Origin of the sequence: Methylophilus medardicus (assembly GCF_006363955.1) — a bacterium.
Classification (GTDB): domain Bacteria; phylum Pseudomonadota; class Gammaproteobacteria; order Burkholderiales; family Methylophilaceae; genus Methylophilus; species Methylophilus medardensis.
In genome coordinates this window covers 2,526,617-2,550,522 of sequence record NZ_CP040948.1, presented here as the reverse complement: position 1 = coordinate 2,550,522, position 23,906 = coordinate 2,526,617, and the positions used below count along the sequence as shown (strand labels likewise).

Sequence of the window (23,906 nt, the reverse complement as noted above, 5' to 3'; positions counted from 1 at the left end):
TGATCAACCACAAATATAAAAAGGATAAAAAAATGGGACTATTTGATAGCGTTGCTGGCGCCATGCTTAATAAAGTGATGGGTGACAAAGGCCCGTTGGCCTCGTTGGCGATGGAGTTGTTTCAGCAGTACGGCGGCTTGCCAGGCATCTTGCAGGCATTGAAAAATGGCGGGTTATCCGAACAGGTCGATTCATGGGTGGGCACCGGCGCCAATATGGGGGTCAATGCGCAGCAAATCGGCGCTGCGTTAGGCAGTCATGTGCTCGAGGGGATGGCAGGCAAACTGAATATGACTGCCAGCGACCTCACGCAGAAAATTGCTGAATATCTACCCGATGTGGTGAATCAATTAACCCCTAATGGGGCCGTCGAAAATAATCCCGCGCTGATCATGTCCCGTTTAATGGGCATGATGAAATAAACTAAGGCCACCCCTTTTAATGGGTTGGCAGTCACGCGGGGCGAATGCGCAGTCTTAACTGACGCAATAGTTGGCGCGGTAGGCTTCAATCGCTGGAAAGTATTGTGCGAGTTGTGCATTGCCTTGCAAATAGGCGAATAAATCTGCCAGTTTGGCAATGCTGACCACTGGCATCTGATTGGTTTGCTCCACCTCTTGCACTGCAGAGAGCGTGCCCAGCCCTTTTTCTTGACGGTCAAGGGCGATACTCACGGCGCATGGCTGCGCGCCTGCCTGACGGATCATTTCGACAGATTCACGGATCGATGTGCCGGCTGAAATGACGTCGTCAATAATCAGTACCCGTCCCTTTAAGGCCGCACCCACAAGCGTGCCACCCTCGCCATGATCTTTGGCTTCTTTGCGGTTATAGGCATAGGGATAGTTATGACCCATGCGTGCAAAAGCGATGCTGATCGCGGTGACTAGCGGAATGCCTTTATAAGCCGGACCAAATAGCATGTCGAATTGCAGACCAGACTGTAGAATGCTGTTGGCATAAAATTCGCCAAGTTTGAGCATGCTGTCGCCATCGTCAAACAGACCTGCATTGAAAAAATAGGGGCTCAAGCGACCGGCTTTGGTTTTGAACTCACCAAAGCGCAACACCTGTTTCTGGATGGAAAAAGCAATAAAATCAGCACTGAGAGCGTTTGCAGTCATTTTTAAAAAAGCAGAAAGTATTTAAACAATGCGTATTATAACCTTGAACCTGAATGGCATACGGTCAGCCTGCAACAAAGGATTTTTGCCCTGGCTGGCCAATAGTGGTGGCGATATCGTGTGCTTGCAGGAGCTCAAAGCACAAGTGGCTGACATGCAAGCGGAGATGTTGCAACCGCCCGGTTATCATGGCTATTTTCACTATGCCGAAAAAAAGGGCTACAGCGGAGTAGGCATCTATAGCAAGCAAGTAGCAGATAAGGTCATCATCGGCTTGGGGCATGCAGACATTGACGCCGAAGGGCGTTATCTCGAGTGCCAGTATGGCAATTTAAGTGTGGTCTCCCTCTACTTGCCAAGTGGTTCCAGTGGGGAAGAGCGCCAGCAATTCAAGTTTCAGGTGATGGCTTTATTCCTGCCGCACTTGGAACAATTAATTGCGAGTGGCCGCGAAGTGGTGATTTGTGGTGACTGGAATATTGCGCACCAAGACATTGATTTAAAAAACTTTAAAGGCAATCGAAAAAATTCGGGTTTTTTGCCAGAGGAACGTGCTTGGATGAGCGATGTGCTGGGACGTGTCGGCTGGATCGATACTTATCGGACTTTGCATCCGCAAACCACAGATGAATGCTACACCTGGTGGAGTAACCGCGGACAGGCGTATGCAAAAAATGTGGGTTGGCGGATTGATTACCAACTGGCCACCCCTACCTTAGGGGCTAAAGTGATTGCGGCTGACGTCTATAAGACGGAAAAGTTTAGTGACCATGCGCCGCTGATTGTGGATTATACGGATTAAGTAAAAAATGATGCTCTGGCCCGCTTAATTGGCCCAGCCAGTGCTGATCACTTTCAGGGCACGCTTACTGAGGGTGATCAGTATTGCGAGGCTTGTTTGCGCCTAATGGCGAAAAAGAATGTTTGTTTTGCGCAAACAATTACCGCGCCCGCCAGCCTGCTACTTTAAACAGCAGCAACATCCCCGGTATCGCGAGCAAAGTACACACATAAAAAAACTGCTCCCAACCCAACGTTTCGACCATCCCGCCCGTCAGCGCATTGAAAACAGAGCGCGGCACAGCCGACAAGCTGGTAAACAATGCAAGTTGCGTGGCGGTATAGGCCGGATTGGTTTCGCGGGCCATGTAGGCCACGTAGGCCACGGTGCCCAAGCCAACCCCGAACGCTTCAAAACCGATCACAAATGCTAGCATGCCGCGCTCGGCCACATCGATGCTGGCAAACGGACCGCTATGTGCCAGCCAGGCAAAGCCGAGAATGGACAGGGCCTGCACGACGCCAAATACCCACAGACCGCGATTGATGCCGAGTTTGAGCATCCATAAACCGCCCACAAGTGCACCGATAATTTGCATGACAAGACCGCTGCCTTTGGCAATCGCACCGATATCCGTTTTGCTAAAACCCATATCCAGGTAAAACGGAGTGGCCAGTGCGGTGGCCATGCTGTCACCCAGTTTATAAAGCAGGATAAACAGCAACACCCAGAAAGCATGCTGCCAGCCACTGCGTTGGATGAACTCTTTAAATGGCTCAATGACCGATTCGAGTAGGGTTTTGGGTTTGCCGACAGAGGCCGGCTCTTGTGACCATAACGTAAAGCCTATGCCGGGCAACATAAACAATGCGACGATGAAAAAGACTTGTGACCACGGCAGGTGGTCGGCCAGTATCAGTGCCAGTGAGCCTGGCACCAGTCCGGCAATCCGGTAGGCATTGACGTGGATGCTGTTGCCTAGACCCAGTTCATCGTCGCTTAAAATTTCGCGACGGTAGGCATCAATCACGATGTCCTGACTGGCAGAAAACAAGGCCACCAAGGTTGCAAACACTGCAACAGTGCCAATCTCCAATGTTGGATCGGATGCCCCGAGCGCGATAATGGCGCCGAATAACGTTATTTGCGTGGCCAGAATCCAACTGCGACGTCGGCCAAAGCGTTCTAGCAGGGTATAGCGATCCATCAACGGTGCCCATAAAAACTTCCAGGTATAGGGCAACTGCATAAAGGCAAAGGCGGCGATGGTTTTGAGATTGAGGCCCTCACTTCGCAACCAAGCGGGGAGTAATTGCAACAACAGATAAAGCGGTAAGCCAGAACTGAAGCCAAGCGCCACACACATCAGCATACGGCGATTAAAAAGGGTTTGCGCGAGATTCATGTCCGCATTGTAAACGCTTTTTTCTAGGCGTCGTGGGCCCGCAAAAAAAAAGCCAACCCTTGCGGGTTGGCACACTCGGAGATCAATGGTTAATCAACTAAAACTATAGGCTCAGCACCCACTGGACGATGGTTTTAATATCTTCGTCCTTTACTTGAGGGCTGTTGGGCGGCATGGCCATCTCTCCCCAAACACCACCGCCACCGGCTTTAACTTTTTGGATTAGTTTGGCTTCTGCGGTTTTGTCGCCTTTGTATTTCGCAGCGACTTCCTTGTAGGCGGGGCCCATTATTTTTTTATCGACCCCATGGCAGAGCAAGCAGCCACTTTTCTGTGCCAGGGCTTCGGCGCCACTGCCCGCAATGGCTGAGGCAGTGCCAGCTAGCAACACCGACGCGAGCAAGGTTTGATTAAATAAATGCATGTGTTGCCCTTTCTTATAAACTAAATACATTCATGCCACCACCACCAGGGGCAGCATTGTACTTGGTCAACTCTTTGTAGCCGCCCGCCGCGCCCAAGCCATCAGTGTCGTTGGTCAGCCCTAAGTTCATGGCCACGCCCGCCCAACCACCAATCCCAGACAAGACACCCACATATTGTTTGCCTTTATGCCCATAAGTGATCATGTTGCCAACCACGCCTGAGCCAACCTGAAAGCGCCACAGCTCTTTACCAGTTTTGGCATCGAGTGCTTTTACCCAGCGATCTAGGGTGCCGTAAAACACCAAGTCAGATGCAGTCACCAGCGCACCGCCCCAAGCGGAAAACTTCTCTTTGTTGTACCACTGGGTTTTGCCTTTCAGGCCATCCCATGCCATGAATCCGCCCATAACACCATCTGGACCGGCAAACATGGTCAAGGTCGCACCAACCCATGGTTGACCCGCGACATACTTAGACTCCACCGGTTCGTAGGTCATACACACGTGGTTCAACGGTACATAGAAGGTTTTGTTTTTAGGCGAATAAGCCGCTGGTTGCTCGTCTTTCACACCCAAGGCAGACGGACAAACTCCTTTCGCGTTGTAATCCTGGTGGGTCGAATACTTGGGATCTTTGACTGGAATCCCGGTTTTCAGATCAATTTTGCTGGCCCAGTTGACAAACGGATGCATTTTTTCAGCCACCAGCAAGGTGCCGTTGGTGCGGTCAAAGGTATAGCCAAAGCCGTTACGGTCAAAGTGTGAGGCCAATTGTTTGCCATTCGCCTCCCACAGAATGATTTCATTCATGCCGTCGTAATCCCACTCGTCATGCGGCGTCATCTGGTAGCCCCAGCGTGCCATGCCGCTGTCGAGATCGCGTGCAAAAATCGTCATCGACCACTTGTTATCCCCTGGGCGAACGTCCGGGTTCCAAGTGCCTGGGTTGCCGGTACCGTAATACATCAGGTTTAATTTAGGGTCGTATGAGTACCAGCCCCAAGTCGGGCCGCCGCCATTTTGCCAACCGTCTTTCTGTTGCTGTGGTTTGAGCCAAGTGCGAACCCCCAGATTGGCTTCTGGGAATTTCAATTGTGCTTTGTCCAGATTTTTGAATGAGCCACCCATTTTGTTGCCGCCATTGACGTCTTCATACAAAGACAACGCGCTGTATTGCGGATTTTCTTTGTTAAAGTCGCTACCGATCATCACTTCACTGTCAGCGCCTGTGCTGTAAGCTCTCCAGATCAGGCTACCATCCTTGATGCTGTAAGCACTGATGTGGCAACGCACCCCAAACTCGCCGCCAGAACAGCCGGTGATCACTTTGTCTTTAAATACATGCGGAACGTTGGTATTGGCTGAGCCGGTTTTTGGATCATTGACTTTCACGTCCCACAATTTGGCGCCGGTTTTAGCTTCTAGCGCCACTAACACGCCATTATTCTGTTGCAGCAGAATTTTGCCATCGCCGTAGCCCAAGCCTTTGTTGACGTTGTCACAGCACAATACAGACTGCACATCTGGGTCTTGTTTAGGAAAATAGGACCACATAATTTTCTGGTTGTCATCCAAGTCCAATGCGTACACATTGTTAGGAAAAGCGGTGTGGATGTACATCACGTTGCCGATCACCAGCGGCGCCCCTTCGTGGCCGCGGTTGACCCCGGTGGCAAAAGTCCACGCCAATTTTAATTTCTTGACGTTGCTTTTGTTGATTTGCGACAAGCGGCTATAGCCTTGATTGGCGTAATCTTTACGCGCCATGACCCACTGGTTGTCGTCTTTCATCAATGCGTCCAGTTCGGCATTTGCCCATGCGCTGGTGCTGAGACTGCCCATCAGCAATGCGCCGATCGCAAGCTTGATACGTTGTTGCATAAATAACCTCCAAAATGGTTGCTGTGAAGCTGGAATGTATGGTGTTGCAAGCGGTTCACAAAGGCTTCTTTTGTGACTCCTGGTCTGATATTGCAACCCGCGTGCCAACCGCGCAGACCATTTTGGAAATTAGAAAAAATGAATTAAAATCAATTGCTTAATAAAGTATGTCTCGCTTGGTCACGATGCGCATCGTCGCGGAAAGTGTTCACGGGTGTGTCATACTGGTACAGTTGTTCAATGTTCAGTGACAGGTGCACAGATTTCAATGCCCAATCAATATTCTTCCTCTCCCGCCCAAATGCCACAAGCGGCCTTGCGTGATGATCAACGCGCGATTGCCGAGGCCATCGCGCGCTCATGGCGCCGCTGCATGGTCAAGGGTGTAGATGAACAGGCGCCAGCTGAGGATCAGATCATCACTGCAGAAGCGCTGGCACATCGGCTAGAAAAAAATCGCTTATTGCTGACGCATGCTGACCCTGAAATGATCACGCTCAGTGAGCAAATTGCCCACACCCGCAGTTTGGTGATTCTGACAGACAGTGACGGGGTGATTTTGCGCACGATGGGCGAGGGCGTGGATGCCAACGAGGTCAGAGCCTCGCTATTGCCCGGCGCCTCATGGAGTGAAGAGCACCGCGGTACCAATGCGATCGGCACTGCACTGGTCGAGCGATTGCCGATCAGCGTGCAAGGCGCTGAGCACTTCATGGCCTATCACCGTTCCCTCAGCTGTTCTGCCGTGCCCATTTTTGCAGCAAACAACCATTTAGTGGCCACGCTGGATGTATCTAACGACCTAAATGCGCCGCAACAGCATACGCTGGCGCTGGTGAAAATGGCCGCACAAATGGTTGAAAACCGCTTGTTTCATGCCACTGCGGAGGGTGAAATTGGCGTGCACTTTCATGCGCGGCCAGAATTTATTGGCACGCTGTGGGAGGGCGTCGCCCTATTTGATGCGCAAGGTCAACTGCAAGCGATTAATCGCAGCGGCCAATTCCAGTTTGGTCTGCCGCTAGATCAAGATTTACTGTCATCGCGACGCCCCTCGTTTGAAGCCATTTTTGATGAATCTTGGCTGGCTTTTAAGCAACGTGCAGGTTCGACAGCGGTTTTATCCCCTTTACGGTTACGCAATGGTGCCCGCTTGTTTGCCAAGGCTTCAGCCAAGCATGCGCCGTCCCCTGGTCGCACACCGGTGCTTGACCAGCCGCGGGAATCTGCCGCCAGCTTGGCAATGCTCGATAGTGGCGACCCACAATTAAGCTTAGCGATTAAGCAAGTGAAACAAGTGCTAGATCGCGATATTCCGATACTGATATTGGGTGAGACCGGTGCCGGCAAAGAATTATTTTCACGCGCGATCCATGACGCCAGTGCGCGCAAGCAGCAGCCTTTTGTGGCGGTGAATTGTGCCGCATTGCCAGAAGGGTTGATCGAAGCCGAACTGTTTGGCTATGAAGAGGGCGCCTATACCGGTGCCAAGCGAAAAGGCAATATCGGCAAAATTCAACAAGCTGATGGCGGTACCTTGTTTCTGGACGAAATCGGCGATATGCCGTTGACGCTACAAGCGCGATTGTTACGTGTGCTGCAAGACAGAAGCGTGACGCCGTTGGGCTCAAGCAAGTCGATTCCTGTGAATTTTATGCTGTTAAGCGCGACCAACCAAGCATTAAAAGAGAAAGTCGCGGCGGGTGAGTTTCGTAGCGATTTGTATTACCGCATTAACGGCTTGACGGTGCAATTGCCGGCCTTGCGGCAGCGGCAGGATCTGGCGCGGTTGATTCAGATGATTCTTCAGATTGAGCAAGCGCCGCAGGTGACGCTCAGCGCGTCGGTGATGGCTATTTTTACCCGCCATCCCTGGCCGGGCAATATCCGGCAGTTGCATAATGTATTGCGCACGGCGGTGGCGTTGGCGGATGGTGGCGAGATTGGGCGCGAGCATCTCACCCAAGACTTTATCGACGAATGGGATGGTCCAGCGCATGCCCCAGCCACGGCGTTGCCTTCGGCGAACGAGAGTTTGAAGTCGCAATCTGAGGCCGCTATTCGTCAAGCCATGCGTCAACACAGCGGTAATATTTCGGCGGTGGCAAGGCAGTTGGGATTGAGCAGAAACACCCTCTATCGCCGTTTGAAAGACTTAGAGTTGAATTAAGGTTCGCTTTTGAGGCGATACATAGCTAAGTTGCCCATTAAGTTGGGCAACACATGCACATCTTGGCCACCGGTGATGACTTTGCGTTCGATTACTTGAATGCGATGTTGTGCACAAAATGCGTCGAAATCGTGAATCGTGCACAGGTGGACATTGGGGGTGTCGTACCACTGATAGGGCAAACTTTTGGACACTGGCATGGTGCCAAAGGTAATCTGCATGCGGTTGCGCCAGTAGCCAAAATTAGGAAAAGTGACGATCACCTCGCGCCCAACCCTTAACATTTCGTGCACGATGCTCTCGGTATTGTGCATGGCTTGCAATGTTTGCGACAAAATCACGGTGTCAAAAGACTGGTCTTCAAAGCCAGACAAGCCTTCTTCTAAGTTCATTTGAATCACATCTACGCCATTTTTGAGCGCGGCCAGCCAATTGCTATCCTCTTTTTCAATACCGTAACCGGTCGTTTTTAAGGTGTCGTGCAAGTGGGTCAATAGCGTGCCATCGCCGCAACCCAAATCGAGCACTTTGCTTTTTGGCGATATCCAGTTTGTAATTAATGCAAAATCTGGACGAATATTTGTAATTTTTGCATTAATCATACTTTAACTTGCTCCAGATACGCGCGCATGATGTCGTGATAGTAGGGGTCGTGCATCAAAAATGCATCATGGCCATGGTCAGAAGTGACCTCGGCGTATTTCACTGGCAAGGCATTGTCGAGCAATGCTTTGACGATTTCACGCGAGCGCGCCGGTGAAAACCGCCAATCAGTGGTGAATGAAATCACCAAAAATTTGGCTTGCGCAAGGCTGAGTGCGAGGCTTAAGTCGCCGCCGTAATTTAGCGCTGGATCAAAGTAATCGAGGGCACGCGTCATGCGCAAATAGGTGTTGGCATCAAATTCGCCAGCAAATTTGTCCCCTTGATAGCGTAAGTAGGATTCCATTTCGAACTCGACGTCGAAGCTGTATTTCACATCGCCATGGCGCAATTTGCGACCAAATTTCTCGCCCATTACATCATCAGATAGGTAAGTAATGTGGCCAAGCATGCGCGCAATCCGCAAGCCGCGACGCGGCACCGTACCGTGATTGTAATAATCACCGTCGAAAAATTCGGGATCCGTAATAATTGCTTGTCGGGCGACCTCATTAAACGCCATGTTTTGCGCCGTTAAGTTGGGTGCAGAGGCAATCACAAATGCGTGCCGCACCCGCTCTGGGTAGGCAATGTTCCACTGTAATGCTTGCATGCCACCCAAGCTGCCGCCGATCACCGCCGCTAGTTGGTCAATGCCCAAGTGGTCTAACAGGCGGGCTTGAGATTCTACCCAGTCCTCGACCGTGACGACTGGAAACGTGGCGCTGTAGGGTTTATCGGTCAACGGGTTGACGCTGGACGGGCCGCTGCTGCCATGACAGCCGCCCAAATTGTTAAGACCAATCACAAAAAATTTATTAGTGTCTAGCGGCTTACCTGGCCCGATCAGGTTGTCCCACCAGCCCGGATACTTATCCTCTGGGGTGTAGCGGCCGGCGACATGATGGTTACCAGAGAGCGCATGACAAATGAGCACGGCGTTTGTTTTGGCCGCGTTCAGTTCGCCATAGGTCTCATAGGTCAGATGATATTGTGGCAGCACTGCCCCACTTTTCAGGGCCAGTGGCTGGGTAAAATGCGCGACTTGCGCTTTAACGATACCAACAGAATTCGATTCAGACATACCCTAATTATACTATGCAGCATGCCTAAACGGCGAGACAGGGCACGCCTGCCTCGCTTTTAGTAATTGGCGGTGCTTAAACAGCCAAGCAAGGCTGGCAGGTCAGCCACCGATGCAATGATCGCATCTGGCTCAACGGCGGATAAGCGGGTGTAGGTTTCTCGAAATTTGCCAGTTTTGACTAACACGCCATGCAGCCCGGCTGCTTGCGCGCCGCCCACGTCTGCATCAATATCATCGCCGATCATGAGCACCTCTGCGGGTGTCAGTTGCAAGGCATCGACTGCCAGATGAAAGAAGTGCGCAGACGGTTTGCCCATCAGCATTGCTTTGGTGTTACTGGCATACTCTAGCCCCGTCACAAATGCGCCAATATCCATCTGTAGCCCGCTATCCGTTTGCCAAAAGCGGTTTTTATGAATCGCGATGAGTTGTGCGCCGTTCACCAGACAATGAAATACCGCATTGAGTAATGTGTAAGACCAGGCATCACCAATGTCGCCAATCACCACATAATTGGCGGCGGTGTCAGATTGGTCAAAACAAGCGAAATCTTTTTTCACATCCTCGGCTAATAACAACTTGCACACCGGATTCGGTTTGCTTTTTAAATATTGAATGGTCGCTTGTGGTGCACTCATGATTTCTTCAGGCACTACATTGAAGCCAAGCGCATTCAGTTTTGCTTGCAGGGCGTGCAAAGACAAGGTGCTGGTGTTGGTGACAAACCGCACGGCCATTCCTGCTGCGCGGAGTTGAGCGACCGCCTCCAAGGCGCCCGGAATGATTTGATCGCCGATGTATAACACACCGTCCAGATCGAACAGCACCGCTTTAATATTCGGAATAGCGCGCATTACAACTCCCTAGCGTTAGGTGTATGCAGACTCAAGCAAAAATCATACTGGTTCGGCGGCGGATCGTTTACCGAGGGTCACTCGCGGTTGATTGCCCAAATCGTGTCGGGTCTCAACGTCTGTAAAGCCATGCGCCTGTAGCAGTTGTTGAACGGCTTGCGCTTGGTTGTAACCATGCTCTAGGAGTAGCCAGCCTCCCAAATTTAAGTGCGCTGTCGACTGTGAAATGATCTGCCGGATCGCGGTTAAGCCGTCCTCTCCCGAGGCCAGTGCCGAAAACGGCTCAAAGCGCAAATCCCCTTGTTGCAGATGGGGGTCGTTGTGCTCGATGTAGGGTGGGTTACTCACGATCAGGTCAAATGTGCTTGTCGGCAAAGCATCAAACCAGTGGCTGTGTAAACACTGCACATGAGGTAGTTGCAGGGAGTGCGCATTTTCTTGCGCCACAGCCAATGCTGGGGCTGAGACATCCACGGCCACCACCTGACACGTCGGCGCATGCTTCGCAATCGCGAGTGCGATGGCGCCGGTGCCGGTGCCTAGATCCAAAATGCGCATCCCCGCGCAGATTTTTTGCAGCGCAGCTTCTACGAGAGTTTCGCTGTCTGGTCGCGGAATAAGCGTATCTGTGGTCACTTTGAGTGTTAAGCCAAAAAACTCTCGCTTGCCCAGAAGATAAGCCACTGGCTCACCTTGTAACCGACGCTGCAATAAATGCGCCACCACACTGAGTTGTGTTGGTTCGATGTGATCGGTCGCATGGGCGATGAGCCAGGCGCGACTGACGTTGAGCACATGCATGAGCAGTAATTGTGCCTCAATGCGTGCCTCGTCTGCGGGCACGTGCTGCGCAAGTTGTTGCCGCGCCGTTTGTAGCCACTGTTGCACCTGAATGAGCTCTGTTTGCAATGACACTATCGTGCCCCCGCGGCTTTGCGCAACGCGATGGCCGTCGCATGTGCGCGCTTGGCAGGATGCCTCACGGCATGGCGAATGACCCATTTCAAGTGTATGTCGGCATCTGTAAGCCAGCGCTCACATACCGCAAATGCAAGCGCTGGATGGTCTTTAGCAATGTCGCCAAGGTGGTTGGCTACGCTACGCCTGACATACAGACTTGGATCATTTTTTAAGGCTTCCAGAATCGGCAATACCGGCGTCGGGTCGACAATTAATTGCGGAATGCGCGCGCCCCACGGCAGGCGTGGTCGGCAGCCTTCCGAACATAAGCGGCGCACATGCGGGTCGGGATCCGTGACCCATTGTGTGAGCTGGTGCAAGGTGCGTTCAAAATCATGAATCAAAAAGGGACGAATTGAAAACTCGGCAGTAAAGCGCCGCGTTAAAGCGTATTGCGCACGCATGGCAGTTTCAAAAGGGTCCTCACCGTGATTGTGTGAGGCATCGCGGCCATAATCAGCCACAAAACGCGTATGCGGCAGATAGAAAAAAACACTTAAGCCCAAGCGCTCAGTATGCGCATTGGGCGGTGTAAGCGTGTTGAGCAGAATTTCAATGGCATCAGCGAATTTGTTGGGCAAGGTTGCGCGTAAGGCCGCGGCAATGTGTGCCGCGCGATCCATGATGCCTAGCGGCACGATGTTGGTGAGCGCTAACTGCTTAAAGGTTTGCGCGTCAAAAGCAGGATGCACCAGCGCAATATTGTGTGCTAGGCAGTCAACCGCTTCGCGATCGAGCAAAAACTTGAGCGGCTGGTCTTTTTGAATGCTGCGTGGGGCATCTGGAATGCGAAAAGCAACCACAGCCTGTTAGCCCTCTTCACCCAAACTCGCCAGCAAATCTGCTTGATATTCTGTGGCTAATGCATGAATCAACTCATCCATGTCGCCTTCGGTGATCGCTTCAATTTTGTACAGCGTCAGGTTAATGCGATGGTCAGTGATGCGGCCTTGTGGATAGTTGTAGGTGCGGATGCGCTCGCTGCGATCGCCTGAGCCAATCAGATTGCGACGCTCGGAGGCAATTTTGCTTTGTTGCTCATCTACTTGCTTGGCTTTAATGCGCGCGGCCAATACCTGCATCGCTTGCGCCTTGTTGGCATGCTGGCTGCGGCCATCCTGACATTCGACCACGATGCCGGTCGGCGCGTGAGTAATGCGCACCGCAGAATCGGTTTTGTTAATGTGCTGGCCGCCCGCGCCAGAGGCCCGGAAAGTATCAATACGGATATCTGCCGGATTAATTTCGACGTCGCCCACCTCTTCTACCTCAGGCAGAATGGCCACGGTACAAGCCGAGGTGTGGATACGCCCTTGCGTTTCGGTATCGGGCACGCGCTGTACCCGATGACCGCCGGACTCGAACTTGAGTTTTGAGTAGGCGCCATAGCCGATAATTTTGGCGATGATTTCTTTATAGCCACCGACTTCGCCCTCATTGGCTGAGACGACTTCTACCTTCCAGCCCTGTCGGTCGGCAAAACGGGAGTACATGCGGAACAAGTCGCCTGCAAATAATCCAGATTCGTCCCCGCCGGTGCCAGCGCGAATTTCAAGAAATATATTTTTGTCGTCACTTGGGTCTTTGGGCAACAACAATGTCTGCAGGGCCAGTGCCACTTCTTCTAGTCGTTTTTTGCCACTGTCGATTTCTTCTTGGGCAAACGCTTTCATCTCCGGGTCGGCAAGCATGAGATGTGCTTCCTTAAGATCAGATTCGGTTTGCGTATAAATATGATATTGCTCAACAATCGGGGTAATTTCCGTATGCTCTTGCATGATCTTACGGTAGTTATCCATGTTATCTGTCACGCCCTCGCTACTAAGCAGGCGGTTAAGTTCTTCGAGTCTCTCGCTTAAATTAGCGAGTTTTTGCAACATGCTTGGTTTCATCGTATTTACCTAATATTCAACGACTGGTATTCAGCGAGTGGGCGAACACCCATCTCTTGAAAACATCATTCTTTGATTTGGAATAGTTGTTTTACCAGGTGTGCGAGATGGGCGTGCGCGTCTCCCTGGCTGTTGTTGAGCGCATGGCTGGGGCCATGTAAAAATTTATTCGTCAGCGCATTGCTCAGCACTTCGAGAGCCTTCTCAGGCGACTCGCCTTTTTGCAATAGTTTCAGTGCCTTTTCAAGCTCGGTCTGACGCACTTGATCGATCTGGTCACGTAAGGCTTTAATCGTGGGCACTGCTTCACGTTGCTTCAGCCATTGCATGAAATGTTCAACACGCGCGTTGACAATCAGCTCGGCGTTCACCGCCGCCTCTTGGCGATTGCCCAGTCCTTCGGTGACCACTTGTGCCAAATCGTCCACTGAGTATAAAAACACATCATCCAGCGCAGATACTTCTGGTTCGATATCTCGAGGCACCGCTAGATCGACCATAAACATTGGGCGATGCTTGCGTGCTTTAATCGCCCGCTCAACCATGCCCAAGCCGACAATCGGTAGTTGGCTGGCGGTGCTGGTGATCACGATATCAAATTCTTGAAAGCGCTCTGGCAGGTCGTTGAGCAGGATGGCTTGCACATTCAAGCCCTGACTGCGAATTTTGTCGGCCAGTTGTTCGCCGCGCTCTAGCGTGCGGTTAGCGACAGTGATTTTTTTCGGTTTTTGCGCGGCAAAATGATCGGCACACAGCTCTATCATCTCGCCAGCGCCAATGAATAAGACGCGTTGTGCGCTTAAATCACCAAAAATGCGTTGCGCCAGTTTGACGGCCGCCGCTGCCATCGAGATGGAGCTACCGCCAATGTCGGTATTAGTGCGTACCTCTTTGGCGACTTCAAAAGTGCGCTGAAAAAGTTTGTGCAGCAGCGTGCCCAAAGTGCCGGAGTCTTGCGCAATTTTCACTGACTGCTTGAACTGCCCCAGAATCTGCGCCTCACCGAGCACCATGCTGTCGAGTCCGCTTGCGACCCGGAACGCGTGTTTGACTGCCTCGTGGCTACTCAGGGTATAAGTGTATGGCAATAAACTATCTGGCGTGAGGCGGTGATAGTTCGCCAACCATTCGATCACCTCTTCAGGACGAATGGATTGCACATAAATTTCGGTGCGGTTACAAGTCGATAAAATCGCCACTTCTGCCACGTTGTGGCTAGCCAGATCTGCCAAAGCATGGGGCAGGGTGTCGTTATTAAACGCAACGTTCTCGCGAATGGCAATGGGCGCGGTGGTGTGATTGACACCAATGGTATACAGTTGCATGGCGCTATTTTACCTGCGGGACAGGTTGAAAAGACAAACTAATCGGCGCTTGCAAACTGGTCATGAGCGGTTGGCGTTAAAATCCATGGCTAAAGTGTCGACATTTTCTTATATTCACGCGACACAAGCAAGAATCCTGTCAATTTGGCATAAAATGGCGTTAAAATATTGGTTTTGTTAAATATTTATTCAGATTAATTCACGGAACATTCGCGCATGGACAAAACTTTCCGCATCGCCCCCAGTATTCTGTCTGCCAACTTTGCAAAGTTGGGTCAGGAAATCGAAAACGTAATCAAATCTGGCACAGATATCGTGCACTTTGACGTGATGGATAACCATTACGTTCCCAATTTAACCATTGGGCCGCTGGTTTGCGACGCGATTCGCGAACTGTCTCACAATGCAGGCGCATTGATTGATGTGCACCTGATGGTTAAGCCGGTCGATCGCATTATTCCCGACTTTGCCAAAGCCGGTGCTGACATTATTACGTTTCACCCAGAAGCCTCTGATCATATTGACCGCAGTCTGGCATTGATCCGCGACAGCGGTTGCAAGGCTGGTTTGGTATTTAACCCTGCTACACCATTGCATTATCTTGACTACGTGATGGATAAAGTCGACATGATTTTGCTGATGTCTGTTAACCCAGGTTTTGGTGGTCAAAAGTTTATTCCAGCGACGCTGGATAAGCTGAAACAAGCGCGTGCGCGTATTGATGCCTACACCGAAAAATCAGGCCGCCAGATCTGGCTTGAAGTCGATGGTGGTGTGAATGCAAACAACATCGCTGATATCGCCAAAGCGGGTGCCGATACATTCGTTGCAGGTAGTGCCGTGTTTGGTGCGGGTAAAGATACCGACCCTAACCGTTATGACACCATTGTCGGTCAGTTACGCGCTGCGCTCGCAACGGTGTAAATTTAAAGCATTGCAGGGGTAGAAACATGCGGTTTCAAGTGAGGCTGGTGATGTTCGATCTGGACGGCACCTTGCTTGATACCGCGCCTCAAATCGCCGAGGCGGCCAATCGTATGCTGGTGGGCTTAGGCAGGCCGATGCTGCCGCAAGCGCAAATTACCAGCTACATCGGCGAAGGGGCGCAACGGCTAATCCAGCGCTGTCTGGCCGATAGCATGCCGGTTGCGCCCTCAGCCACCTTATTTGCCGACGCTGAGCGCCTTTATCATGGTTTTTATGCTGCCAATGCGCACTTGAGTCAGGCGTTTGAGGGTGTGATGCCCGCATTAACACAGTTAAAAGTGCAAGGCTACCGATTGGCCTGTGTGACCAACAAACCTGAAAAATTTACGTTGCCGCTATTGCAGCAGGCTGGATTGGCAGATTTTTTTGAGGTGGTGGTCTCGGGCGATAGCCTGCCGAAGAAAAAACCTGACCCATTGCCCTTGTTGCATATTTGCCAAACCTTAGGCATCTTGCCCGCCGAGGCTATGATGGTTGGCGACTCAGAAACCGATATTCAGGCCGCGCAAGCCGCCGGATGCTTTGTCGTGACCGTTCCTTATGGGTATAATCAAGGTCGCGCTATTGATGTCGCGACGGTAGATGCCACCGTGAAGCAACTCACCGAGTTGGTGAACTTGCTGGAGTTACCCGCTCTCTTAAGCGGGCATACCAAAAAAATGACCTATATATCATGATGTTTTGTGCTCATCATTCTTCCAGTTGGCCAGTATTAAGCTGGCGTCGTTCGTGGCGAGGCTAGCCCTGCCCCACGCGCAGGTGTACGCCATTTGCACCACGCTGTTGTAATGTTTTTACGCAGCAACCTCAACGAATTACACTGGAAAAAGCATCATGTTAAGTACGCTAAGCAAAACCGAATTTGACGCGCTCACTGCGCAAGGTTACAACCGCATTCCACTGGTCATGGAAACCTCAGCCGATCTAGACACCCCGCTGTCATTGTATTTAAAGCTGGCCAATCAACCTTACTCTTATCTGCTCGAAAGCGTGCAAGGTGGCGAACGTTTTGGGCGTTATTCGATTATTGGCCTGCCAGCCACCACCCGCATTGTGGTGCGAGACAATGCCTTGCAGGTGATGCAAGGCGGTCAGGTTATTGAGTCGCACACAGATCAAAATCCCCTGGATTTTATTAAGACTTTTCAAGCGCGCTTTAAAACGCCGCCTTACGAAGGCCTGCCACGGTTTACCGGCGGCCTGGCCGGCTATTTCGGTTATGAAACCATTCAATACATTGAAAAGCGCTTGGGCAAGCACAAAAAGCCAGATGCGATTGGCGTGCCGGATATTTTGTTGATGGTGTCCGAAGAAATTGCGGTCGTCGATAACCTGTCTGGAAAATTATATTTTATTGTTTATGCCGATCCGTCGGCGCCCAATGCCTATGAGGCTGCATGCGCGCGCATGTTGACCTTGTTGGCTAAGCTACGCAAACAAGTCGATATCCCGTTGGCGTTGCCGACTGGCAAAACGCAGGCGGTGTCTGAGTTTGGCGAGGCTAACTTTAAAGCTGCAGTGCAAAGAGCGCAACAGTACATCCTAGAGGGTGACATCATGCAGGTGGTATTGAGCCAGCGCATGGTGCAAGATTTTGATGCCTCCCCGCTGAGCCTTTACCGCGCATTGCGTAGCCTCAACCCTTCGCCTTATATGTTCTACTATGACATGGATGACCATCATGTGGTGGGGGCTTCACCTGAGATTTTGGTGCGTCTTGAGGACACCACCGTCACTTCTCGTCCAATTGCCGGCACTCGCCCACGTGGCAAAAACCGCGACCATGACTTGGCGCTTGAGGCAGAGTTACTCGCCGATCCCAAAGAGCGGGCCGAGCATGTGCAACTGATGGATCTGGGGCGCAACGATGTGGGGCGCGTCGCGCTCACGGGCACGGTGAAAGTCACCGACAACATGACGATTGAGCGATATTCGCATGTCATGCATATCGTCAGCAACGTCGAAGGCCAGCTCAGGCCCGGGCTCGATGCCATTGATGTGTTGAAAGCGACCTTCACAGCCGGCACGGTGTCTGGGGCACCCAAAGTGCGGGCGATGGAAATTATCGAGACGCTTGAGCCCTCTAAACGGGGGATTTATGCTGGCGCCGTCGGTTACTTGGGTTTTAATGGCGATATGGATGTGGCCATTGCCATTCGCACGGCAGTGATTAAAGACAAAAAACTCTATGTGCAAGCAGGGGCAGGCATTGTGGCTGACTCGGTGCCGCAATCGGAGTGGGACGAGACCCAAAACAAAGCGAAAGCGGTGATTCGCGCCGCCGAACTGGTGCAAGCGGGTTTGGATAATCCGGCCGCCCACATACAAACCCATGCAGGAAATGGAGCCTGATATGTTGTTGATGATAGATAACTACGACTCTTTTACCTACAACCTCGTGCAGTATTTTGGCGAGTTGGGACAAGATGTCCACGTGCACCGAAACGATGAAATCACGTTGGCGCAAATTGAAGCCATGCAGCCAGAGAAGATCGTGATTTCCCCTGGGCCTTGTACGCCAAACGAAGCAGGGATCTCAGTGCCGCTGATTCATGCATTTGCTGGGAAAATCCCCTTATTGGGGGTGTGCTTGGGCCATCAAAGTATCGGTCAAGCGTTTGGCGGCAACATCATTAAAGCCAAGACCTTGATGCATGGTAAAACGTCATTGATCCACCATACCAATACCGGGGTATTTCGCAATCTGCCCAATCCTTATACGGCGACGCGTTATCACTCTTTGGTGATTGAGCGCGAAACCATTCCGGATTGCTTGGAGATTACCGCTTGGACAGAAGACGGCGAGATCATGGGCGTCAAACATAAAACGCTGGCTGTCGAGGGCGTGCAGTTTCACCCCGAATCTATCCTCACCGAATATGGTCACGAGTTATTGGATAATTTTTTGAAGGGGTACTGATGAACATCACCCCTAAAATTGCGCTGCAGCGACTGATTGACCACACGGATTTTAGCCATGAAGACATGCTAGAGATCATGCGTCAGATCATGAGCGGTGAATTTACGACGACGCAAATTGCCGGGTTTTTAATGGCGCTGCGCGTCAAGGGGGAGACCGTCACCGAGATTGCCGCCGCCGCTCAAGTGATGCGTGAGCTGTCTAGCAAAGTGGTGATTGATGACCGTGCGCATTTAATTGATACCTGCGGCACTGGCGGTGCGCCCAACAAAGCATTTAACGTATCAACCGCCTCGGCCTTTGTTGCCGCCGGTGCCGGCGCGCGCATCGCCAAGCATGGTGGTCGCGCCGCCTCGTCCAAAAGTGGCTCTGCCGATGTACTAGAAGCATTGGGCGTTAACATTGGGCTGAGTGCTGAGCAGGTGGCCCGTTGTGTGAACGAAGTGGGGATAGGCTTCATGTTTGCCCCCAACCACCATGCCGCCATGAAATATGCAGCACCGGTCCGCCGCGAGCTTGGGGTGCGTACCTTGTTTAACCTACTGGGTCCCATGACCAATCCAGCGGGCGCCAAACGGCAGGTGCTGGGTGTTTTTCATCGTGATTTAGTACCGCTGTTGGCGCAGACACTCCACACGCTGGGCAGCGAACACGTGATGGTGGTGCACAGTGCGGATGACATGGATGAGATTTCTTTTTCTGCAGACACCTACGTGGCTGAACTCAAAGCCGGTGCAATCACAGAGTACACACTGAATCCGGTGCAATTTGGAATGCCATTGCATGATATCAACAGTATCCGGGTCGAGAGTGCGCAGCATTCTAGCGAAATCATCCTTGAAGTATTTGCAGGCCAAAAAGGGCCGGCACGAGATATTGTCTTGCTCAATGCGGGCGCAGCGATCTATGTTTCGGGATTGGCTAGCGATCTCAAGGCGGGGTTAGTCAAAGCCGCGCAGTCGATTGACTCAGGCGCTGCGCAAACCAAATTGCAGCAACTGAAAGCCTTGAGCCAAGCCGCATGAAACAAGCGATCAGCTGGCTATGGCTTGTTGCTTTAACGGGTTGTGTGCAGTCGGCGCCGCCAGAGAGCGGCCACAACGCTCCGCAATCCGCGATTGAGGTTAAGTCGTCAGCGCAAGCGCAGAGCCTACCCGCGCTTTCGAATACTCGCCTGGCAGACACGCAAGCGGTGGCAGAAGCGTTTGCCCAAAAACAAAGCCACGTTTGGTTGCAAGGCCATGGCGTGGTGAAGAAACTGCTGCCAGATGATCAGCAGGGCGCCAAGCATCAGCGTTTTTTGGTCAGTATTTCACCTGAGCAAACGCTGTTGTTTGCCCATAATATTGATTTAGCGCCCAGGATTGAACATTTGGCCGTCGGCGAAAGGGTGGAATTTAGAGGGGAGTATATTTACAACCCCAAAGGCGGCATCATGCACTGGACACATCACGATCCGCAGGGTCAGCAGCACGGCTGGATTACACATCAACATCACACTTACGAATAAGGCATGCAAGCAGATTATGTCCGATATCCTGAATAAAATTTTAGCGACCAAACGCGATGAAGTCGCCAAAGCGAAAGCACTCAAACCACTCGAAGCCATGCGTGAAGAAGCCCTGAATCAACCAGATTGCCGGGACTTTATCGGCAATATTGTGAAAAAAGTGGATGCTAATAAACCCGCGGTGATTGCAGAAATCAAAAAAGCCAGCCCATCCAAAGGGATTATCCGCGCGGACTTTAATCCGGCTGAGATCGCCAAAAGCTACGAAAAAGGCGGTGCGGCTTGCTTATCCGTGCTCACCGACGAGCAATATTTCCAAGGGTCAGCCGCTTATCTTAAGCAGGCGCGCGCGGCTTGCAAACTCCCCGTGTTGCGCAAAGACTTTATGATAGATCCTTATCAAATTTTCGAAGCCCGTGCCATGGGGGCCGATTGTGTACTGTTGATTGTGGCCGCGCTTGAGTTGGCACAGATGCAAGCATTGGAGTTGGCCGCACATAACCTCGGCATGGCCGTATTGGTTGAAGTGCATGATGCCGACGAGCTGGCGCTGGCGTTGCAGCTTGAAACGCCTTTGCTCGGCATCAACAACCGCAATCTGCGTACCTTTGATGTGAGCTTGCAAACCACGCTGGACCTACTAGAAAAAACGCCGGAAGACCGCTTTGTGGTCACGGAGTCTGGCATCTTTACCCCAGAAGATGTGGCGTTGATGCGCAGCCACGATGTCAACGGCTTTTTGGTGGGTGAGGCGTTTATGCGTCAAGATGATCCTGGTGCCGAACTGGCAAGAGTGTTTGGATAATCACGAAAGGACTGCCATGAGCCATCAATTTCTCGCCATTCGTCCTCGCCGCATGCGCAAAGATGATTTTTCACGCCGTCTGATGCGTGAAAACGTTCTGACCGTGGATGATCTGATCTATCCAGTATTTGTGTTGGAAGGCGAAGGCAAGGTTGAAGACGTCAAATCGATGCCGGGCGTGCAGCGACAAAGCCTCGATGTGTTGCTCAATACCGCTGCCGAATGTGTCAAGCTGGGTATTCCGGCGTTAGCGTTGTTTCCGGTGGTGCCCCAAACGTATAAGAGTCTGGATGCCAAAGAGGCCTATAACCCGCAGGGTCTCGTGCCGCGCACCGTGCGTGCGCTGAAACAGGCGTTTCCTGCGTTGGGGGTGATTACGGATGTTGCGCTCGATCCTTACACCACGCATGGTCAGGATGGATTGATTGATGATACCGGCTACGTGCTCAACGACGAAACGGTTGAGGTGCTGGTCAAGCAGGCACTTTGTCACGCAGAAGCTGGGGCCGATGTGGTGGCGCCCTCGGACATGATGGATGGCCGGATCGGCGCCATTCGTGACGCGCTCGAAGAGCATCGTTACATTTATACACGTATTTTGGCTTATTCCGCCAAATACGCTTCTGCGTTCTATGGCCCGTTCCGCGACGCAGTGGGCTCTGCCGGCAATCTGGGCAAGGGCAACAAATACAACTATCAAATGGATCCAGCGAATACTGACGAGGCATTGAAAGAAGTCGCACTGGACTTAGAAGAAGGTGCTGACATGGTGATGGTCAAGCCAGGCATGCCTTACTTAGACATTGTGCGCCGCGTCAAAGACGAGTTTGGCGTGCCCACCTATGCTTATCATGTGAGTGGTGAATACGCCATGCTCAAAGCCGCTGCGCAAAATGGCTGGCTGGATGAAAAAGCCTGTGTTCTCGAGGCGATGCTTGGCTTTAAACGTGCCGGGGCAGATGGTGTGTTGACTTACTATGCGATGGATATCGCGAGATGGTTGAAATAAGCTCTTTACAAAGAAGGTGCTTAAGCTTTCGCTTTATGCGAGTGACTTTTTTTGATTGCCCAAATAATAAGTTAGTAAAAGAAATGCACCCTAGCCTCCGCCTGATTCCTGCGTTGCCCATCAGTGTGGGCGGTTAACGAAACTCGCCCTAGGCACTTCGTCTCCGCTACTGAGCGTGATGGGATGGGATTTTTCTCGCCAAACTCACGGCGTAGAAGTTTGGACGTTTAAAAACTCAAATTCTTTTCTTGAATCTACGAACGGTGGCGCTCATGGTGTTTCGGGCCCCTATCTGCCGCCCCGAGTAGCGCAGACAAAAGAAGGTGAAGCGAGCGGCTGTCCGAGTCCCGCAGCAGCGCATGCATTTTGTGCGCTGCAAGGTCGAGTTACGCGAGCGCTTATTTTGGCGAGCAACGCAGGAAACAAGCGGAAGCTAGGGTGTCTTGTTCTTTGCGTTCTTTCTTATGGACAAGCATAAGAAAGAACGGTCGCCTAAAGGCGAAATAAATGATTCATCAATCTAGTCAGCTTTAAATAGCCTAGCTGATCAGTCTAAACTGCAGAAAAAACGCATCTGCGGAACAGATGGCCCAATCCAAATATCATTCATTTAGGCGCAAACGTAAACGCATCACTGTAAAACGCTTCTTCTGGTAATCCTTGCTTCACAAATGTCTCTTTAGCAATATCCACCATGCCCGGAGCGCCACAAACATATGCCTCAAATCCGCTCAAATCAGGGTGATCTTCAAGCACCGCCTGATGCACCAAACCGCCACGCCCGGTCCAGGCATCTGCCGTGTGTCCCTCGGAAATCACTGGGATGTATTGAATATTTGGCATGAACTGGGTCCAGCGCTGGCAAAGGTCGTCCATATATAGATCGCTGACTTGTCGCGCGCCGCGGTAAAGATACACAGGGCGCTGGATGTTGTTGAAAATCATGTGTTCTATCATGCCTTTGACCGGCGCAAAGCCCGTGCCGCCGGCGACCATGAGAATGGGTTTGTCACTCTGCTCTCGCAAAAAGAAGCTACCCAGCGGTGCCTCAATGCGTAAAATGGTTTTCAGCGGCATGTCATTGAATACTTGCTCGGTAAAATGACCGCCTGAAATCTTACGGATATGTAACTCGAGAAAGCCTTTTTCGTGGGGTGCATTCGCAATGGAAAAGGCACGACGACGGCCATCTTTGAGCAAAAATTCAACATATTGACCCGCCATAAAACTGAGCTGCTCGGTGCCCGGAAGCTGTAAATGTAGCACCATGACGTCATCGCCAATTTGCGCTTTGTGCTGAATGCGTACCGGTAATATGCGTGGTTTGATGCCTTGCACCATGTCAATCTGTCGGCATTCGATCACCAGGTCTTCAAGCGGGCGTGCACAGCAAAACAAAGACATGCCTGCCGCCAGTTCTGCCTCCGACAATGCGCTACCCTGAAAATCATCATGCATGACTTTGCCCGTCAGAATCTTGCCCTTACATGCGCCACACGCGCCGTTACGACAACCATAAGGCAGGTTGATGCCTGCCTCAATGGCTGCCTCGAGGACGGTTTGGCTGGGACGTACGTCAAACGTATGGCCGCTATTTTCAATCAGGACATGGTTCATAATGCATGGATTTCTGTGGGTTAATCTTTGCGTGGCAGATGCACCACATTATTCGTTGGCTGATGCGGGATTGGCTTGGATCGGTGCGGGTTGGACTCATCAATTTCGGTAAACTCGCCTTCAATCACCGCATCATTGGCGCTGGCGCGGTGGTGCGCGTGGCTATTTTGGTGGGCCTGTCCGCCGCCCATCGGCTGTTTGGCCGGGATCAGTAACAGTATGACAGCAATGAGGTCGCTGATCACCCCGGGAATCAGCAACAGCACACCCGCAAACATATTTCTGGCGGTCGCAAACAAGGCGACGATCGGATTGCTACCTGACCCCATTTGCTGAAACATACGTGCTGCAATCAAGTCTTTTTCACTGCGTATGAGCCGAATCCCGAGATAAGCAATGATGATCAAATAGGCAAGCACCCACCAGCCATAGCGCTGACTGAGTTCGATCAGGATAGCTATCTCCACAAACGGAAAAGCCAGTAGAATAGCAAAGATGAGAAAACGCATGTC

The 23,906-nt window shown here is 51.7% G+C and carries 24 protein-coding genes; 11 read left to right on the top strand and 13 right to left on the bottom strand.

Annotated features, from left to right (window positions below):
* Positions 1 to 32: 32 nt before the first annotated feature.
* Entirely contained in the window at positions 33 to 422 is a 390-nt protein-coding gene (locus FIT99_RS12110; RefSeq protein WP_140004513.1) for a YidB family protein, read from the top strand.
* 54 nt (positions 423 to 476) lie between these two features.
* Here the strand turns inward: FIT99_RS12110 and pyrE are convergent, their stop codons facing one another.
* On the bottom strand, positions 477 to 1,124 hold the full coding sequence (gene pyrE / locus FIT99_RS12105; RefSeq protein ID WP_140004512.1) for an orotate phosphoribosyltransferase: 648 nt from the start codon (positions 1,122 to 1,124) through the stop codon (positions 477 to 479).
* Positions 1,125 to 1,152: 28 nt separating this feature from the next.
* Here pyrE and FIT99_RS12100 point away from each other — a divergent pair, with 28 nt between their 5' ends.
* On the top strand, positions 1,153 to 1,926 hold the full coding sequence (locus FIT99_RS12100) for an exodeoxyribonuclease III (RefSeq protein ID WP_140004511.1): 774 nt from the start codon (positions 1,153 to 1,155) through the stop codon (positions 1,924 to 1,926).
* Between the two features lie 139 nt (positions 1,927 to 2,065).
* Here FIT99_RS12100 and FIT99_RS12095 read toward each other — a convergent pair whose 3' ends face one another.
* From FIT99_RS12095 to FIT99_RS12085, 3 genes are all read right to left on the bottom strand, one after another.
* On the bottom strand, positions 2,066 to 3,310 hold the full coding sequence (locus tag FIT99_RS12095) for an AmpG family muropeptide MFS transporter (protein WP_140004510.1): 1,245 nt from the start codon (positions 3,308 to 3,310) through the stop codon (positions 2,066 to 2,068).
* Between the two features lie 103 nt (positions 3,311 to 3,413).
* Positions 3,414 to 3,734 carry a c-type cytochrome gene (locus tag FIT99_RS12090; protein ID WP_140004509.1) on the bottom strand — a complete coding sequence of 107 codons (321 nt, stop codon included), beginning with the start codon at positions 3,732 to 3,734 and terminating at the stop codon, positions 3,414 to 3,416.
* 13 nt (positions 3,735 to 3,747) lie between these two features.
* On the bottom strand, positions 3,748 to 5,616 hold the full coding sequence (locus FIT99_RS12085) for a methanol/ethanol family PQQ-dependent dehydrogenase (protein WP_140004508.1): 1,869 nt from the start codon (positions 5,614 to 5,616) through the stop codon (positions 3,748 to 3,750).
* A gap of 268 nt (positions 5,617 to 5,884) precedes the next feature.
* On the opposite strand from FIT99_RS12085, the gene FIT99_RS12080 reads away from it, so the two are divergent.
* A complete protein-coding gene (locus FIT99_RS12080) occupies positions 5,885 to 7,786 on the top strand; it encodes a sigma-54-dependent Fis family transcriptional regulator (protein ID WP_223261216.1) in 1,902 nt (633 codons plus the stop codon).
* Here FIT99_RS12080 and metW read toward each other — a convergent pair.
* The 7 genes from metW to hemA all read right to left on the bottom strand — a co-directional run bounded on the left by metW (position 7,783) and on the right by hemA (position 14,546).
* Entirely contained in the window at positions 7,783 to 8,388 is a 606-nt protein-coding gene (metW, locus tag FIT99_RS12075) for a methionine biosynthesis protein MetW (protein WP_140004507.1), read from the bottom strand. The genes FIT99_RS12080 and metW overlap by 4 nt on opposite strands.
* The gene (gene metX / locus FIT99_RS12070) at positions 8,385 to 9,512 is read right to left on the bottom strand and encodes a homoserine O-succinyltransferase MetX (RefSeq protein WP_140004506.1); all 1,128 of its coding nucleotides are present in this window, start codon (positions 9,510 to 9,512) and stop codon (positions 8,385 to 8,387) included. The genes metW and metX overlap by 4 nt, the downstream gene beginning before the upstream one ends.
* A gap of 59 nt (positions 9,513 to 9,571) precedes the next feature.
* Positions 9,572 to 10,369: a TIGR01458 family HAD-type hydrolase gene (locus FIT99_RS12065; protein WP_140004505.1), complete on the bottom strand. Its 798-nt coding sequence runs from the start codon at positions 10,367 to 10,369 to the stop codon at positions 9,572 to 9,574.
* A gap of 42 nt (positions 10,370 to 10,411) precedes the next feature.
* A complete protein-coding gene (prmC, locus tag FIT99_RS12060) occupies positions 10,412 to 11,278 on the bottom strand; it encodes a peptide chain release factor N(5)-glutamine methyltransferase (RefSeq protein ID WP_396652228.1) in 867 nt (288 codons plus the stop codon).
* A gap of 5 nt (positions 11,279 to 11,283) precedes the next feature.
* Positions 11,284 to 12,132: a DNA alkylation repair protein gene (locus FIT99_RS12055; RefSeq protein ID WP_140004503.1), complete on the bottom strand. Its 849-nt coding sequence runs from the start codon at positions 12,130 to 12,132 to the stop codon at positions 11,284 to 11,286.
* A 6-nt stretch (positions 12,133 to 12,138) separates the two neighbouring features.
* On the bottom strand, positions 12,139 to 13,221 hold the full coding sequence (prfA, locus tag FIT99_RS12050) for a peptide chain release factor 1 (RefSeq protein ID WP_140004502.1): 1,083 nt from the start codon (positions 13,219 to 13,221) through the stop codon (positions 12,139 to 12,141).
* A gap of 65 nt (positions 13,222 to 13,286) precedes the next feature.
* Complete coding sequence (hemA, locus tag FIT99_RS12045) at positions 13,287 to 14,546, bottom strand: glutamyl-tRNA reductase (RefSeq protein WP_140004501.1); 1,260 nt, start codon at positions 14,544 to 14,546, stop codon at positions 13,287 to 13,289.
* Positions 14,547 to 14,762: 216 nt separating this feature from the next.
* Here hemA and rpe point away from each other — a divergent pair, with 216 nt between their 5' ends.
* The 8 genes from rpe (at position 14,763) to hemB (ending at position 21,777) form a co-directional block, all read left to right on the top strand.
* Positions 14,763 to 15,470 carry a ribulose-phosphate 3-epimerase gene (gene rpe, locus FIT99_RS12040; RefSeq protein WP_140004500.1) on the top strand — a complete coding sequence of 236 codons (708 nt, stop codon included), beginning with the start codon at positions 14,763 to 14,765 and terminating at the stop codon, positions 15,468 to 15,470.
* 26 nt (positions 15,471 to 15,496) lie between these two features.
* Complete coding sequence (locus tag FIT99_RS12035) at positions 15,497 to 16,210, top strand: phosphoglycolate phosphatase (RefSeq protein ID WP_140004499.1); 714 nt, start codon at positions 15,497 to 15,499, stop codon at positions 16,208 to 16,210.
* Between the two features lie 157 nt (positions 16,211 to 16,367).
* Positions 16,368 to 17,885, top strand: a complete 1,518-nt coding sequence (trpE, locus tag FIT99_RS12030) for an anthranilate synthase component I (RefSeq protein ID WP_140004498.1) — start codon at positions 16,368 to 16,370, stop codon at positions 17,883 to 17,885.
* A 1-nt stretch (position 17,886) separates the two neighbouring features.
* A complete protein-coding gene (locus FIT99_RS12025) occupies positions 17,887 to 18,453 on the top strand; it encodes an aminodeoxychorismate/anthranilate synthase component II (RefSeq protein ID WP_140004497.1) in 567 nt (188 codons plus the stop codon).
* On the top strand, positions 18,453 to 19,478 hold the full coding sequence (trpD, locus tag FIT99_RS12020) for an anthranilate phosphoribosyltransferase (protein ID WP_189524755.1): 1,026 nt from the start codon (positions 18,453 to 18,455) through the stop codon (positions 19,476 to 19,478). Before FIT99_RS12025 ends, trpD begins: the two co-directional genes overlap by 1 nt.
* Positions 19,475 to 19,963: a DUF3465 domain-containing protein gene (locus FIT99_RS12015; RefSeq protein ID WP_140004495.1), complete on the top strand. Its 489-nt coding sequence runs from the start codon at positions 19,475 to 19,477 to the stop codon at positions 19,961 to 19,963. Before trpD ends, FIT99_RS12015 begins: the two co-directional genes overlap by 4 nt.
* Positions 19,964 to 19,979: 16 nt before the next feature.
* Positions 19,980 to 20,768 carry an indole-3-glycerol phosphate synthase TrpC gene (trpC, locus tag FIT99_RS12010; RefSeq protein ID WP_140004494.1) on the top strand — a complete coding sequence of 263 codons (789 nt, stop codon included), beginning with the start codon at positions 19,980 to 19,982 and terminating at the stop codon, positions 20,766 to 20,768.
* 16 nt (positions 20,769 to 20,784) lie between these two features.
* Positions 20,785 to 21,777 (top strand): porphobilinogen synthase, encoded by a 993-nt coding sequence (gene hemB, locus FIT99_RS12005; RefSeq protein WP_140004493.1) that lies wholly within the window; start codon positions 20,785 to 20,787, stop codon positions 21,775 to 21,777.
* A gap of 606 nt (positions 21,778 to 22,383) precedes the next feature.
* Here hemB and FIT99_RS12000 read toward each other — a convergent pair.
* Both FIT99_RS12000 and FIT99_RS11995 read right to left on the bottom strand, forming a co-directional pair.
* The gene (locus FIT99_RS12000) at positions 22,384 to 23,394 is read right to left on the bottom strand and encodes a CDP-6-deoxy-delta-3,4-glucoseen reductase (protein WP_140004492.1); all 1,011 of its coding nucleotides are present in this window, start codon (positions 23,392 to 23,394) and stop codon (positions 22,384 to 22,386) included.
* 20 nt (positions 23,395 to 23,414) lie between these two features.
* Positions 23,415 to 23,903, bottom strand: a complete 489-nt coding sequence (locus FIT99_RS11995; RefSeq protein WP_140004491.1) for an FxsA family protein — start codon at positions 23,901 to 23,903, stop codon at positions 23,415 to 23,417.
* Positions 23,904 to 23,906 lie beyond the last annotated feature (3 nt).